This is a genomic window from Streptomyces sp. 8N616, assembly GCF_052246385.1.
Classification (GTDB): domain Bacteria; phylum Actinomycetota; class Actinomycetes; order Streptomycetales; family Streptomycetaceae; genus Streptomyces.
Window position 1 is genome coordinate 73,971 of record NZ_JBQQBY010000015.1, and the last position, 14,387, is coordinate 88,357.

General features: G+C 73.0%; 10 protein-coding genes and 2 tRNA genes. 9 read left to right on the forward strand and 3 right to left on the reverse strand.

Annotated features, from left to right (window positions below; translation table 11 throughout):
* The first annotated feature begins 2 nt into the window (after window positions 1-2).
* From ACTWQC_RS15800 to ACTWQC_RS15820, 5 genes are all read left to right on the forward strand, one after another.
* On the forward strand, window positions 3-419 hold the full coding sequence (locus ACTWQC_RS15800; protein ID WP_443316313.1) for a MaoC family dehydratase: 417 nt from the start codon (window positions 3-5) through the stop codon (window positions 417-419).
* Entirely contained in the window at window positions 416-1,582 is a 1,167-nt protein-coding gene (locus ACTWQC_RS15805; protein ID WP_443316314.1) for a lipid-transfer protein, read from the forward strand. The genes ACTWQC_RS15800 and ACTWQC_RS15805 overlap by 4 nt, the downstream gene beginning before the upstream one ends.
* A gap of 63 nt (window positions 1,583-1,645) precedes the next feature.
* On the forward strand, window positions 1,646-2,689 hold the full coding sequence (locus ACTWQC_RS15810) for a DUF1906 domain-containing protein (RefSeq protein WP_443316315.1): 1,044 nt from the start codon (window positions 1,646-1,648) through the stop codon (window positions 2,687-2,689).
* Window positions 2,690-2,870: 181 nt separating this feature from the next.
* A complete protein-coding gene (locus ACTWQC_RS15815) occupies window positions 2,871-3,401 on the forward strand; it encodes a SigE family RNA polymerase sigma factor (RefSeq protein WP_443316316.1) in 531 nt (176 codons plus the stop codon).
* Between the two features lie 151 nt (window positions 3,402-3,552).
* Window positions 3,553-5,202: a long-chain fatty acid--CoA ligase gene (locus tag ACTWQC_RS15820; RefSeq protein ID WP_443316317.1), complete on the forward strand. Its 1,650-nt coding sequence runs from the start codon at window positions 3,553-3,555 to the stop codon at window positions 5,200-5,202.
* A 195-nt stretch (window positions 5,203-5,397) separates the two neighbouring features.
* Here the strand turns inward: ACTWQC_RS15820 and ACTWQC_RS15825 are convergent, their stop codons facing one another.
* A complete protein-coding gene (locus ACTWQC_RS15825; RefSeq protein WP_443316318.1) occupies window positions 5,398-10,215 on the reverse strand; it encodes a PAS domain-containing protein in 4,818 nt (1,605 codons plus the stop codon).
* 249 nt (window positions 10,216-10,464) lie between these two features.
* The gene (locus tag ACTWQC_RS15830; protein WP_443316319.1) at window positions 10,465-10,956 is read right to left on the reverse strand and encodes an SSI family serine proteinase inhibitor; all 492 of its coding nucleotides are present in this window, start codon (window positions 10,954-10,956) and stop codon (window positions 10,465-10,467) included.
* A gap of 309 nt (window positions 10,957-11,265) precedes the next feature.
* Between ACTWQC_RS15830 and ACTWQC_RS15835 the strand changes: the two genes are divergently transcribed.
* From ACTWQC_RS15835 to ACTWQC_RS15850, 4 genes are all read left to right on the forward strand, one after another.
* Window positions 11,266-11,355: transfer RNA gene (locus ACTWQC_RS15835), tRNA-Ser, on the forward strand.
* Between the two features lie 185 nt (window positions 11,356-11,540).
* Window positions 11,541-11,613: transfer RNA gene (locus ACTWQC_RS15840), tRNA-Arg, on the forward strand.
* Window positions 11,614-11,646: 33 nt separating this feature from the next.
* The gene (locus ACTWQC_RS15845) at window positions 11,647-12,798 is read left to right on the forward strand and encodes a DUF2797 domain-containing protein (protein WP_443316320.1); all 1,152 of its coding nucleotides are present in this window, start codon (window positions 11,647-11,649) and stop codon (window positions 12,796-12,798) included.
* A 65-nt stretch (window positions 12,799-12,863) separates the two neighbouring features.
* Entirely contained in the window at window positions 12,864-13,223 is a 360-nt protein-coding gene (locus ACTWQC_RS15850; RefSeq protein ID WP_443316321.1) for an antibiotic biosynthesis monooxygenase family protein, read from the forward strand.
* A 142-nt stretch (window positions 13,224-13,365) separates the two neighbouring features.
* Here ACTWQC_RS15850 and ACTWQC_RS15855 read toward each other — a convergent pair whose 3' ends face one another.
* On the reverse strand, window positions 13,366-14,250 hold the full coding sequence (locus tag ACTWQC_RS15855; RefSeq protein ID WP_443316322.1) for an LLM class F420-dependent oxidoreductase: 885 nt from the start codon (window positions 14,248-14,250) through the stop codon (window positions 13,366-13,368).
* Window positions 14,251-14,387 lie beyond the last annotated feature (137 nt).

Consider the following 14,387-nt stretch of genomic DNA (forward strand, 5'->3'; position numbering starts at 1 on the left):
CGATGACTCACGCCGGCGAGGAACTGCCGCCGCTGCGCATTCCGGTCACCCGCACGCTCATCGTCGCCGGCGCGATTGCGTCCCGGGACTACCAGGACGTGCACCACGACGCCGAAGCGGCCAGGGCCAAGGGTTCCCCCGACATCTTCATGAACATCCTCACCACCAACGGCCTCGTCGGCCGCTACATCACCGACCACTTCGGGCCCGAGGCCCGGCTGCGCAAAGTGGCCATCCGGCTCGGCGTGCCCAACTACCCAGGCGACGAGATGGTGTTGACCGGCACGGTCACCGAAGTGTCCGGCCGGGTCGCCGAGGTGCGGGTGACCGGCGCCAACGACCTCGGCCACCACGTCACCGGCACGGTCACCGTCGAACTCCCGGAGTCGGCCCAGCAGTCGCCTGAGGAGAGTGCATGAGTGTCCGCAACCGCGACTCCCTGGGAGGCAAGGCGGCCATCGCCGGCATCGGCGCCACCGAGTTCTCCAAGGACTCGGGACGCAGTGAGCTGAAGCTGGCGGTCGAGGCCGTCCGCGCCGCGCTGGACGACGCCGGGCTGACCCCTGCCGACGTCGACGGCATGGTCACCTTCACCATGGACACCAGCCCCGAGATCACCGTCGCCCAGGCGGCCGGCATCGGCGAGCTGTCGTTCTTCTCCCGGGTCCACTACGGCGGCGGCGCGGCCTGCGCCACCGTCCAGCAGGCCGCCCTCGCCATCGCAACCGGGGTCGCCGACGTGGTCGTCTGCTACCGCGCGTTCAACGAGCGGTCCGGGCGCCGCTTCGGATCCGGGGTGCAGCACCGCGAGCCCTCGGCCGAGGGCGCCGCGCTCGGCTGGTCGCTTCCCTTCGGCCTGCTCACCCCCGCCTCCTGGGTCGCCATGGCGGCCCAGCGCTACCTCCACACGTACGGGCTGACCCCGGAGGCGTTCGGCCATGTCGCCGTCACCGGCCGCCGCCACGCCGCCGGCAACCCGGCCGCGTACTTCCACGGCAAGCCGATCACGCTCGACGACCACGCCGCGTCCCGCTGGATCGTCGAGCCCCTGCGCCTGCTGGACTGCTGCCAGGAGACGGATGGCGGGCAGGCGATCGTGGTGACCTCCGTCGAGCGGGCCCGCGACCTTCCGCACCCGGCCGCGGTCGTCACCGCCGCGGCGCAGGGCGCGGGCCGCGCCCAGGAGCAGATGACGAGCTTCTACCGCGGCGATCTCACCGGCCTGCCCGAGATGAGCGTCGTGGCGCGCCAGTTGTGGCGCAGCAGCGGCCTGCGGCCCACCGATGTCGACGTGGGGATCATCTACGACCACTTCACCCCGTTCGTGCTGATGCAGCTGGAGGAGTTCGGCTTCTGCCCGCCGGGCGAGGCGGCCGGGTTCGTCGCCGCGGGCGAGCTGCCGATCAACACACACGGCGGCCAGCTCGGCGAGGCGTATCTGCACGGCATGAACGGCATCGCCGAGGCCGTACGGCAGGTGCGCGGCAGCTCCGTGAACCAGGTGACGGGCGCTAGCACGGTCCTGGTGACGGCGGGAACCGGAGTTCCGACATCCGGGCTGCTGATTGGTGCATACGGCTGACTTCGCTCCCCCATGTCGCGTGTCTGACGACTCTTCAGGTTGCGGGGGCCGTTCACTCGCCCTATGGAACGACGAAAGAAGATCATTCAATATGTGATCGCGCTGCTGGCGGCCATGGCGGCCGTACTCGGCGGGCTGTTCGCCGGAACCGGCGCTGCCGCGAAGGACCCGGGGGACGGCGACCCGCGGTCGGCGGGCGCCGAGGTCTTCACCGGACTGGCCTTCGACACCTGCGAGGCCCCGTCCCTCGGTTCCATGAACGCCTGGCGGAAGTCCCACTACCGGGCTGTCGGGGTCTACTTCGGGGGCCGCGGCCGGGCCTGCAAGCAGCAGACCCACCTGGGCCCGCGCTGGATCAGGGAAGTGCACAGGTCGGGCTGGAACGTGCTGCCGCTCTACGTCGGCTCCCAGTCCCCGTGCGTGTTCAACGACGGCAAGAAGCACGTGCCCATCGAGGGGGATCCCTGGACCCGGGGCGTCGAGGAGGCGCGCGACGCCCTCGAGCGCGCGGCCGCACTCGGCATGCGCGAACGCAGCGCCCTCTACCTCGACGTCGAGGCGTACGACCAGCGCGACGCCGAGTGCGCGGAGCACACGCTCGCCTTCGTCCGCGCGTGGAGCCGTGAGGTGCGCCGCCAGGGCTACTTCGCCGGGTTCTACTCCAGCTCCACCTCGGGCGTGGAGCACATCGAGAGCGCCCGGCGGCGCGGGGTACGGGACCTCCCTGACATCCTCTGGTTCGCGCGCTGGAACGTTCCGCCTTCGCTGTACGAGGAGCAGGTGCTCGACCGAGCGGCATGGGGCCCGCACCGCCGCATCCACCAGTTCAAGGGCAACGTCGTGGAGGAATACGGCGGGGTGAAGATGAAGATCGACCCCAACCTGGTGGACGCGCCCGTCGCGGTCGTCGACCTGGACGAACCCCTCGACGATGGCAAGTCCCCCAAGAGCCCCGGCAAGAAGCCTGCCCAGAAGCCCGCCGGCACGGCCGCCAAGAACCCCGCCCAGACGGCCGCCAAGAACCCCGCCAAAAACCCCGCCAAGAACCCTGCCAAGAAGGCCGCCAAGAACGCCGCCAAGAACGCCTCCCAGGAGACCGCTAAGTGAGGTCCCGGCCGGGCGCCCGCCCTCGACCCTGATCCGGGCCTGCGTACGGACCCTGACCCAGGGCGGAGACCCCTCCACCTGTGGGAGGTGGGGCCCGCTGCGCCCGTACAACCTGAGGCTGACCCTTCATCGGGACCTCCGGGCGATCCGCGGTGACCCCCGGCGCTCCTAGCTTTGGGGCATGACCACGCCAGTCTGCTCCAGCGCATCCGCCGCAGCTTTCCCGTCCTTCTCGTCGTACATGCGAGCACGCGGTCCCGTCCTGCTGCGCACCGCCCGCTCGCTGACCGCGAACCCGTGCGACGCCGAGGACCTGCTGCAGACCGCGCTGACGAAGACGTACCTGGCTTGGGAGCGGATCGAGGACCACCGGGCCCTCGACGGGTACGTGCGACGGGCGCTGGTGAACACCCGCACCTCGCAGTGGCGCAAGCGCAAGGTCGACGAGTTCGCCTGCGACGAGCTGCCCGAGCCCGACGCCGCCCCCGCCCCGGACCCGGCCGAGCAGCAGGTGCTGCGCGATGCGATGTGGCGCGCGATACTCCGGCTGCCGGACCGGCAGCGGGCCATGGTCGTCCTCCGGTACTACGAGGACCTGAGCGAAGCCCAGACCGCGGAAGTGCTCGGCGTCTCGGTCGGCACGGTCAAGAGCGCCGTCTCCCGTGCGCTGTCCAAGCTCCGCGAGGACCCCGAGCTCAGCCGCGCCGCCTGATCCGGCGCAGCGGGTTCCGTAGGCCGTGTCGCGAAAACGTGGGCGAGGCCACACCCCGTACGTAGTGCGCGGGGTAGTGACATACCAGATGGTATGGAAGCAGAATCACGTCACTATTACCTTCGCGTAACCGCGCCCTCGGGAGGCCTCGGTGCAGAGCACGATGCAGGACGTACCGCTGACAGTCAGCCGCATCCTGCGGCACGGATCGACCGTCCACGCAGGCTCGTACGTGACGACGTGGACCGGAGAGGGCCAACCGGAGCGACGCAGCTTCGCCGAGATCGGCGCCCGCGCCGCGCAGCTGGCGCACGCTCTGCGCGACGAGCTCGGCGTGGTCGGCGACCAGCGCGTCGCCACCCTCATGTGGAACAACGGGGAGCACATGGAGGCGTACCTCGCCATCCCCTCCATGGGCGCGGTCCTGCACACCCTCAACCTCCGACTGCCCGCCGAGCAGCTCGCCTGGATCGTCAACCACGCCGCCGACCGGGTGATCATCGTCAACGGCACGCTGCTCCCGCTCCTCGCTCCGCTCCTGGAGCACATGAAGCCGGTCGAGCACGTGGTCGTGTCCGGCCCGGGCGACCGCTCCCTCCTCGAAGGGAGCGGGGTCCGCGTCCACGACTACGAGGAGCTGATCGCGGGCCGCCCCACCGACTTCGCCTGGCCGGAGCTCGACGAGCGTGAGGCCGCCGCCCTCTGTTACACCTCCGGAACCACCGGCGACCCCAAGGGCGTCCTCTACAGCCACCGCTCGATCTACCTGCACTGCATGCAGGTCAACAGCGCCGAGTCCTTCGCGACGACGCCCGCGGACACCGTGCTGGCCGTCGTCCCCATGTTCCACGTCAACGCCTGGGGGCTGCCGCACGCCGCCTTCATGGGCGGCACCGAGCTGCTCATGCCCGACCGCTTCCTGCAGCCCGAGCCGCTGGCCGAGATGATCGAGACCGTGCGGCCGACCCTGGCCGCCGCCGTTCCGACGATCTGGCAGGGGCTGCTCGGCGAGCTGGACGCCAAGCAGCGTGACGTGTCCAGCCTGCGGACCGTCGTCATCGGCGGGTCTGCCTGCCCGCCAGCGCTCATGAAGGCGTTCGAGGAGCGGTACGACATCCGGGTCGTGCACGCCTGGGGCATGACGGAGACCTCGCCGCTCGGCTCCGTCGCCCACCCGCCGGCCGGGCTCACCGCCGACGAGGAGTGGCCGTACCGCCTCACCCAGGGCCGCTTCCCCGCGTCCGTCGAAGCCCGGCTGGCGGGGCCGGGCGGCGAATTCCTGCCGTGGGACGGGGAGTCGGCGGGTGAGCTGGAGGTGCGGGGCCCGTGGATCGCGGGCGCGTACTACGGCGGGTCGGCCGGAGAGCCGCTCCGGCCTGCGGACAAGTTCAGCGAGGACGGCTGGCTGCGCACCGGCGACGTCGGCACCATCACCCCGGACGGCTTCCTCACCCTCACCGACCGGGCCAAGGACGTCATCAAGTCCGGCGGCGAGTGGATCTCCTCGGTCGAGCTCGAGAACCACCTGATGGGTCACCCGGAGATCGCCGAGGCGGCGGTCGTGGCCGTACCCGACGAGAAGTGGGGCGAACGGCCGCTGGCCACCGTCGTCCTGAAGGACGGCGCCGCTCCCGACTACGAGGCGCTCAAGGCGTACCTCGGGGAGCGGATCGCGCGCTGGCAGCTGCCCGAGCGGTGGGCCGTCATCCCGGCCGTGCCGAAGACCAGCGTCGGCAAGTTCGACAAGAAGGTGCTGCGCAGGCAGTACGCGGACGGGGAGCTGGACGTCACCGAGGTGTGAGAAGCGATGGGCAGGGCGGGGCGGTGGTCAGCGGTGGCCACCGCCCCGGCGCATGCGCGCGTGCAGGGGGTCGGCCCCGTGCACGCGCGCATGCCTGTGCCCGTGCATGCGCGCGTATCTGTGCCCGTGCACGCGCGCGTACCTGTGCCCGTGCACGCGCGCGTACCCCGGAGCCGCCTGTGTGGGGGCTGAGTCTCAGTTGGCGCCGATCTTCGCCAGCAGGTCCACGATCCGGTTCTGCACATCCGGGCTCGTCGAGCGCTCCGCGAGGAACAGGACCGTCTCGCCCGAGGTGAGCCGCGGCAGCTCGGCGGGGTCCATGTCGGCGGAGGTGTAGACGACCAGCGGGGTGCGGTTGAGCAGCCCGTTCGCCCGCAGCCAGTCGACGATCCCGGCGCGTCGGCGGCGCACCTGCATCAGGTCCATCACCACCAGGTTCGGCCGCATCTGGGCCGCGAGCGTCACGGCGTCCGCGTCCGATGCGGCCCGCGCGACCTGCATACCGCGCCGCTCGAGCGTGGCCGCGAGTGCACCCGCGATGGCGTCGTGCGTCTCGATCAGCAGCACGCGCGGCGGGTGTTGCTCGCTGTCGCGCGGAGCGAGTGCCTTCAGCAGTACGGCGGGGTCGGCGCCGTACGCCGCCTCCCGTGTCGCCTGCCCGAGCCCGGCCGTCACCAGCACCGGAACCTCGGCCGCCACCGCCGCCGTACGCAGCGACTGCAGCGCCGTCCTGGTGATCGGCCCGGTGAGCGGGTCGACGAACAGCGCCGCAGGGTAGGCCGCGATCTGCGCGTCCACTTCTTCGCGGGAGTGAACGATGACGGGGCGGTAGCCGCGGTCGCTCAGCGCCTGCTGGGTGGAGACGTCGGGCGCGGGCCAGACCAGCAGCCGCCGCGGATTGTCGAGCGGCTCCGGCGGCAGCTCGTCGTCCATCGGCGGGGCGGCCTGGGAGTCGGTGACGTCCACGGCGCCGTTCGGGCCATCCAGCGGCTCCGGGCCCTCGGAGCCCTCGTCCGGCGCGCCGATGGCGTACGCCCGGCCCTCCTGCGTGTCCAGCAACCGCGGGGGCTGCTGCGGTTGTTGCGGTTGCTGCGGCAGTTGCGGTTCACGCGGGCGTGCGGCGGGTTCGAGCGCGCCGGCGGGCGTCCGCTCGCCCTCCTCCTGCGGCGGGGCGGCGAGCTTGCGCCGCCTGCCGGATCCGGTGGGCGGCTGCGGCATCTGGGGGCGCTGCTGATCGGCGACCTGCTGCGCGAAGGGCACGCCCTGACCGAGCGTCCGCACGCTGATGGCCCGCGACTGACCGGCGGCAGGGCCCTCGGGAGCGGCGGCCGAGGGCTGCTGCTGCGGTTGGGGCTGCGGTCGCTGCGCGGGAGCCGGGGCGGGAGCAGGGGCCTCGGCGGGCAGGGGCTGTGCAGGGGGCAGGGGCTGTGCCGCGCGCGTGCCGTACGGCGGGGACTGAGGCTCGGGTTGGGCCGCTGTCCGGGGCTGCGACTGGGGCGCGGCCTGCTGCGGGGGAACCGGAGCCGCCGGACCCGCCGGGTCCACCGGCTCGGGCAGGGCCCCGGGCATGCCGGTTCCCTGGGGCGGGGTGCCGGGGCTCGCGGCGTCCTGGGCGGGAACTCCCTGCGACGGGGCCCCCTGGGCGGGGATGCCCTGCGGCGGGGCCCCCTGGGCGGGGATGCCCTGCGGCGGGGCCCCCTGGGCGGGGATGCCCTGCGGCGGGGCCCCCTGGGCGGGGATGCCCTGGGGGGCCCCCTGGGCGGGGATGCCCTGCGGCGGGGCCCCCTGGGCGGGGATGCCCTGCGGCGGTGTTGCCGGAGCCGGGACGCCCTGCGGGGGAGCGTCCTGGGCAGGGGTGCCCTGGGCTGGAGTGCTCTGGCCCGGGCCGCCTGCCATGTTCTGGGCCTGCTGCTCCTCGGCGGGATCCCGCCGTGCGCGGCGGCGGCCGGTGGGCACCGGGTGCGCCCGCGGCGGCGTGTGGTCGGCGTCGACGGCGGGCGGTGCCAGGTCGTGACGGCCCTGAGTGTCCGCGTCCCAGGCACCCGGCTGCCCGGCGCCGGCGGCCCCGGCCTTCTGGTCGGCCTCGGCGGGCGGCAACGCGAAAGCCCGGCGGCTCCCGCCCGTCCCGCCTCCTGCGGCCTGCTCCTCACCCGCTTCCGGTCCCGGTCCGGGTCCAGGAACAGCCCGATCGAGCCCGCCGTCGGCCAGTGCCCGACGCGCCCTCCGCCCCGCGGGCCTGCCTCCCGCCGGAGGCTGCGCCTGGTCGTCGCCCTCGGGCCCGTACGGCTGCGGCTGCTGCTGCGGCTCGGGACCGGCGAGTGCCGGCGGGGCGCCCTGGGAGGGCGGGGCGACCCGGCGTCCACGTCGGCCGGTCGGTTCGGCGGAACCGCCGTCCTGGGCGTACGGCTGTCCGGCAGCGGAGTCGTCGTACGGCCCCGGCCCGGGCCCCGGCACGTCGTCGTCGCCGCGAGCGGTGGGGCCGGGCGCTGCCCCGCCCCCGGGCGGGAGCGCGGCGGCGGACGACTGGGGTTCCGCGGGCGTGGCCTGCGCGGACGCCCCGGCCCGGCGGGCGCGGCGGCCTGTCGGCTCCGCGGGCACGCCCTGCCGCTCCGGGCCGGTGCCCTGCGGCGGTACGGGTGTGCCGGAGCCGTTCAGCGCTGCCGGACGCAGTTGTGACGGCACCGGGCTGAGGCCCTGCTGCCCCGGGCCCTGCCCCTGGTTGCCGGGGTTGGCCCAGCCCGTCTGCTGCCCGTTGTCCGCCGGCGCCCCGGGCAGGGCGGGCAGCGCGGAAGCCTGCGGCTCGGATCCCGTGCCCTGGGCCGGTACGGCGACCACGCCGTTTGCACCAGCGACGTACGAACCGTTCTGTGCGGCGCGGCCCGAGCCGTCCGTGTCCTGCTCCGGCCGCTCGTCTGCCGCGGTGGCCAGCGAGCCGTACGACTGGTCCTGCGAGCCGTACGACTGGTCCTGACCGCCCCCGCCGTGCCGGGCGCGGCGGCCCGTCCTCGGTCCTGCCGACCGCGCGGCGGCCTCCTGGCCCTCGCCCTCGGCGGGACTGGGCCGCCCGCGCCGCCGCCCGGTCGGCTTCGGGCCTTCCGGGACCTGCGTGGAGCCCGAAGCCTGCGAGGCGGCGCCGTTCGAGCTCTGTGCCGCGCTGTTCCACGTCTCGGGAACCTGCGATTCCACGGCCGGCAGGGCAGGGAGGGATCCGTCCCGGGCAGAGCCCTGCCCACCGGAGTCCGCTTCCGGATCGCGTGGATCGACGACCGGACCGGGTGCGGCCGCGGCTGCGTCGGCGAGGCTCTGCGAGCCGGTCGACTGCGCGGGGACCTGCCCGGCGGCGCCACCGAAACTCTCGCCCGCGTCAACGCCCGCGCCCGCGCGTAGACCCGAGCCCGTACTCGCACCGGCGTCCGCATCCACGCCGGAGTCTCCGCCGTCCTGCGCCGCGTCCAGCGCCTCCGCCGTGCCGCGCGCCCGCTCCGTCGGCACCGGCATCACGGTCGTCGCGTTGTCACGGTCCCGGCCGTCGGCGGGCGGCCGCTCCCCCGCCGTGCCACCCCCGGCGGCCAGCGGCACCTCGAGCACGTACGAGCTGCCGTTCGTCCCCGGCACCTCGTGCGTCTGCAGCACACCTCCGTGCCGCTCCACGATGCCGCGCACGATCGGCTCGTGCACGGGGTCGCCCCCGGCGTACGGCCCGCGCACCTCGATGCGTACGACCTCGCCGCGCTGTGCGGCCGCCACCACGATCGTCGAGTCGCCGGCGACGCCGCCGACCGGGGCCTTCCCTGTCGCGTCGACCCCGGCCACGTCCGCGATCAGGTGCGCGAGGGCCTGGGCCAGCCGCTTCGCGTCGACCTCGGCCTCGATCGGCGGCGCGTGGACCGCGAACTGCGCGCGCCCGGGACCGATGAGCTCGATCGCCCCCTCGACACCGGCCGCCACCACTCCGTCGAGCGAGACCGGCTCCCGGTCCAGCCGGTCGCGCCCGGAGTCCAGCCGCTGGTAGCTGAGCACGTTGTCGATGAGCGTGGTCATCCGGGCGTACCCGGCGGTCAGGTAGTGCAGGATCTGGTTGGCCTCGGGCCACAGCTGCCCGGCCGGGTCGGCGGCGAGCGTGCCCAGCTCCGAGCGCAGCTGGTCGAGCGGCCCGCGCAGGGCCTCGTCCAGCACGGCCAGCAGCTGCGCGTGCCGGGCGGACACGGCGTCGTACTTGCGCCGGTCGGTGAAGGTCATGACCGCGCCGACGAGCTGGTCCCCGTCCCGTACGGGCGCGGTGGTCAGGTCGACCGGCACCGCGCGGCCGTCCTTCGCCCACAGCACCTGGCCGCGGACGCGGTGCTTGCGACCGGAGCGGAGGCTGTCGGCGAGCGGCGACTCGTTGTACGGCAGCGGGGCGCCGTCGGGCCTGGAGTGGTGGATGAGCGGGTGCAGTTCCTTGCCGCCGAGGTCGCTGGCGCGGTAGCCGAGGATCTGCGCGGCCGACGGGTTGACGAGGACGACCTTGCCGTCCGTGTCGACGCCGACGACGCCCTCGGCCGCGGCGCGCAGGATCATCTCGGTCTGGCGCTGCTGGCGGGCCAGCTCGGCCTCGGTGTCCACGGTCCCCGACAGGTCCCGTACGACCAGCATCAACAGCTCGTCGCCCGTGTAGTGGTGCAGGGACGGGTCCGCGTACGGAGTGCGGCCGTCCTCCAGATTTGCGCTGGTCACCTCGACCGGGAACTCGGAGCCGTCGGTGCGCCGCGCGACCATCCTGGTCGGCTTGGTCCTGCCCTCGTCGTCGTCCGGCCGCCGCATCGAGCCGGGGATGCGCTTGGAGTCGAAGGACGGCAGGAGATCGAGGAGGCCGCGGCCGACGAGCGCGGTGCCGGGCGACTCGAACGTCTCGAGGGCGATGGTGTTGGCGTTGACGACCGTGCCGTTGCAGTTCACCAGCAACAGGGCGTCGGGGAGCGCGTCGAGTATGGCGGCAAGCCGAGCAGCGCCTCGGGATGGCCTGCTGCTCACGACGACCATTCCTCCCTGATCACTGCATCTTGCCGACAGCCCCGGCCATTCTGCCGCGCGTCCCGGGGCATGTCACTGGAGGGAGTCTACGGGCAGCCGTTGCGGCGGCAACGGCGGATGAGGGGAGGACGGGCGACGACTTTGTGCCACTCACCGCACATCCGACATAAGCCATTAGAGATGGCGAACGGGAAGGAAAGGTCCCCTTCCAGGGTCCGCTTCCAGGGTTCGCCGGGGGCCGCGCCGAGGTCAGGCGCCGGCCTCCGGCAGGACCGGCCTGAGCTTGTTCCAACGGGCGATCTCGCAGCCGTTCCTGCGGTCGAAGCGCGCGTCGACCGGGCGGCCCGCCCAGGTGCCGGTGATACGTGCCGTGGTCGGACCGCCGTACATCATCGTGCAGTTGGCGCGAGGCTCGACGGGCGCGAAGGGGTCCTCGCCCCACCGGGACATCTCGTCGAGCCGGTCGCAGGCGGCCCTGGCTTCGCGGTGCGTACCGCCCGTGGGGTGGCAGTCGAGGGTGTACCTCCCGTCGACCGCGCGGTTGCCGCTGTTGCTGATGGTGACGGTGAGCCGGTCCTCGCCTGCCGGGGCCAGGGTCAGGGGCGGCGGGAGCAACCGTCTGGTCACCTGCTCCGGGAGGGGTACGGGGTGTGGCATCGGTACCGCGGCGGCTCCGGCGGCCGGGGCGGCGGCCAGGGCGGCAGTGGACAGCGCGGTGACGGTGAGGCGGCGGAGCAGCATCGGGGACTCCTGGGGTACGGCTCACGGCTCGGAGCGAGAGCGGCTGGGGCGGCTGGGGCCGCTGACGCGAGCCCGTCATTACTAACGCTCCGCCCGGCGAGGCGTTGCGCAAGCCACCGGGGTCCCGGGGGGTGACCCCGGCCGGGGTTGGGGGCGAGGCCCGGTCCCGCGGCGTCCCCGACCCGGCGCGACCAGGAAGGGCTTTGCTCTGCTGCACGCGCGCCTAGTACCGTAGGCTGCGATTGGAGACAGCCCGTAGGGCTGTGCCATCATCTGCACACACCACATCGCGTTCGCGCGGGTGTGTATGGAGGCTTCGCCTAGTCTGGTCTATGGCGCCGCACTGCTAATGCGGTTTGGGGTAACCCCCCATCCCGGGTTCAAATCCCGGAGCCTCCGCTCGATCTCCTTGATCACCGAAGCCCCGGCTCCCGACGGCCGGGGCTTCAGCCGTTCTTGGCCGCGGTGAAGGCTGTTTTCGCAGGTCAGACAGAGGATTGTTAACGGATTTCGTCAGTGGCTGCGGGTCATGTAATGTTGTTCCCGCAACGCGGACCGGCCCGGAATGATCGCCGGAAACCCAAGCGCTCGTAGCTTAACGGATAGAGCATCTGACTACGGATCAGAAGGTTGCAGGTTCGAATCCTGCCGAGCGCGCATCAGCTCCCAGCTCAGAGGCCCCTTCCAGTGATGGAAGGGGCCTCTTGCGTTGGCCTTGACGGCGGCTGCTGCCGGGGAATCCCGTGCGGTGTGGATCATGTGGCCACGGGGACGCCGCTCGCGCCGATCATCGCAATCGGCGAGGGCGAGGCCGGTTGTCCGGGGTGTGCCCGATTCTGGAGACGTCCTGTGGGTCCATGGGACGTTGTCGGTGCACTGAGAGGACTTGTGGAAGCAGCGGGAGACGGCTGGCGGTGTACCGGGATCGCCTGGGGTCCGGAGGGTGCACGGCTCGGGTGGTGTCGCGCAGGGGCCGGGGCGGGGTCCAGGGACGTCGAGCGGGCGAGCGTGCCGGCTCCCGGCAGGCCGCTGGCGTTCGCCGTCGAGGGCGGACGCGTCTGCACGGGTGTGTCACGCGGCGGGCGCCGGACCGTGTGTCCGGTCGGGGCGGCCGTGCCGGCGCGGAGTACGAGCGGGCAGTGTGCGGAGTGCGCGCGGCTCGACCGGTCGCGCTCGGTGGCAGCCGACACCCGGGCCGACGACCCGCAGCCGTACTGCGTCTACCTCGCCTACTTCGGGCCCGGGCTGCTCAAGGTCGGAATCACCGCGGCCGGGCGTGGCGCGACGCGGCTGCTGGAGCAGGGCGCCGTGGCGTACAGCCTGCTGGGGCGGGGGCCGCTGATGGCGGCGCGGCGGGCCGAGGAGCTGCTCGGGGCCGCGCTGGGCGTGAAGGACCGCGTCCCGTACGGGGTGAAGCGGGCGGTGCGGGCCGTGCTGCCGCCGGTTGGGGAGAGGTTCGCGGAACTGGCCGCACTGCACGCGCGCGTGGCAGCACTGCCCGGCTGGCCCGAGTCCCTGGAACGGGAGCCGTGCGAACCGGTCGATCACACCGCCGCCTTCGACCTCGACCTGCTGGCCGCCCGGGTGTCCGGCGGGCGCCAGGGGGAGGTCACGGAGCTCGGTGACGGCGTGGTGGTGGCGGGTGAGCTACTGGGTGTGGCGGGACCCGACCTTCATCTCGGAACGGAGGACGGGGTGCTGGTGCTCGACGGGCGGCTCATGGCGGGATGGCGGCTGCGGGCTGCGGACCCGGGGCAGCGGACCACGGCGGCCCTACGGGATCTCGCCGTACGGCGGACGGCGGACGGAGAGGGCCAGGGCGTCCAGGACGGGCTTTTCTGACGCCTGTCAGTGGCCGGTGCGATGCTGGCGGTGCAGCACGCCCCCGGCCCGGCAGGAGCGCAGACGTGTCAGAACCGCAGATCACCCCCCTTCCCGAACCCCCTTACTACGCCGTCGTGTTCACCTCGGTGCGGACGGCGGGCGACAACGGCTACGGCGAGACCGCCGCCCGCATGGCGGAGCTCGTCAGGGACCAGCCGGGCTTCCTGGGGATGGACACCGCCCACGAGCCGGGCGGTATCGGCATCACCGTCGGCTATTTCAGGGACGAGGAGTCCATACGGGGCTGGCGGCAGCAGATCGAGCACGCCGCGGCCCGCAAGCGCGGGCGCGCGGAGTGGTACGAGAGCTTCGCGGTGCATGTGGCCAAGGTCGAGCGGAGCTACGCGTTCGAGCGTCCTGCGGCGATCGGCGAGGAGGGCTGAGGCGCAGCGTCGCTGATGCCGCGGCGGGGAGCAGCGGCTTCCAATCGCTCAACCGCAACCGCTCAACCGCTCAACCGCTCAACCGCTCAACCGCTCAACCGCTCAACCGCTCAATCGCTCAATCGCTCAATCGCTCAACGGCTCAGTCGGATAGAGGCAGCGCCTCGGCCAGGCGGCGCCACGCGTCGCGCGGCAGGTCCCGGGTGGGGTCGCCGGTCACCACCTGGATCGCGAGGTGGTCGGCGCCCGCGGCCAGATAGGCGCCGGCCTGCTCGGCGATCGCGTCGGCGTCACCGGTCGCGAACACCGCGTCGATCAGCCGGTCGCTGCCGCCGTCGCGGAAGTCGCCCTCGGTGAAGCCCAGCCGCAGCAGGTTGTTGGTGTAGTTGGGCATCGGGAGGTAGAAGCCGAGGTAGTCGCGGGCGGTGCGGCGGGCGCTGTCGGGGTCCGGGTCGAGGACGACCTTGAGCTCCGGGGCGAGCAGCGCGTGGTCGCCGAGGACTTCACGGGCCTTTGCGGTGTGCTCGACAGTCACGAGGTACGGGTGCGCGCCCGCCGCACGGACCCGGGACAGCTCCAGCATGTTCGGACCGAGTGCGGCCAGCACCCGCCCTTCGGCCGGTACCGGCTCGGGGGCGGCGTCAAGCGCGGACAGGTACTCCTTCATCGCCGAGTACGGGCGCCCGTACCGCTCGGACAGGTGGCCGTGGCTCACGCCCAGGCCCAGGGCGAAGCGGCCGGGGTGGGCGCGCTCCAGCCCGGCGCGCTGCGCGGCGACATCCGCCGCCGTGTGCTGCCAGATGCTGAGGATGCCCGTGGCCACGGTGATACGGGAGGTCGCCTCGAGGAGCGGCACCGCGTGCGCGACGCCCGGGTTGCGGCCGATCCAGATCGTCCCGTAGCCCAGGCCGTCCAACTCGGCGGCGGCATCCGCGATTTCGCCGGGGCGTGCCGGATCCTCCGTCTTGAGGGCGCTGCTCCACACGCCGATCCGCCCGAACCGTCCAAGGGTGCGCTCAGTGGTCATGATCCGCGCAACCGGAGACTCTGTCCGGTTATTCCGGGCCCGCAGACGCCAGCCGAGGAGACGGCCCGCCCGTCCCGCGTTTTCTCAGGCAATTCACAGGCTGGGCAAAGGGAGCTCTCAGCCAGCGGCCCGAAGGT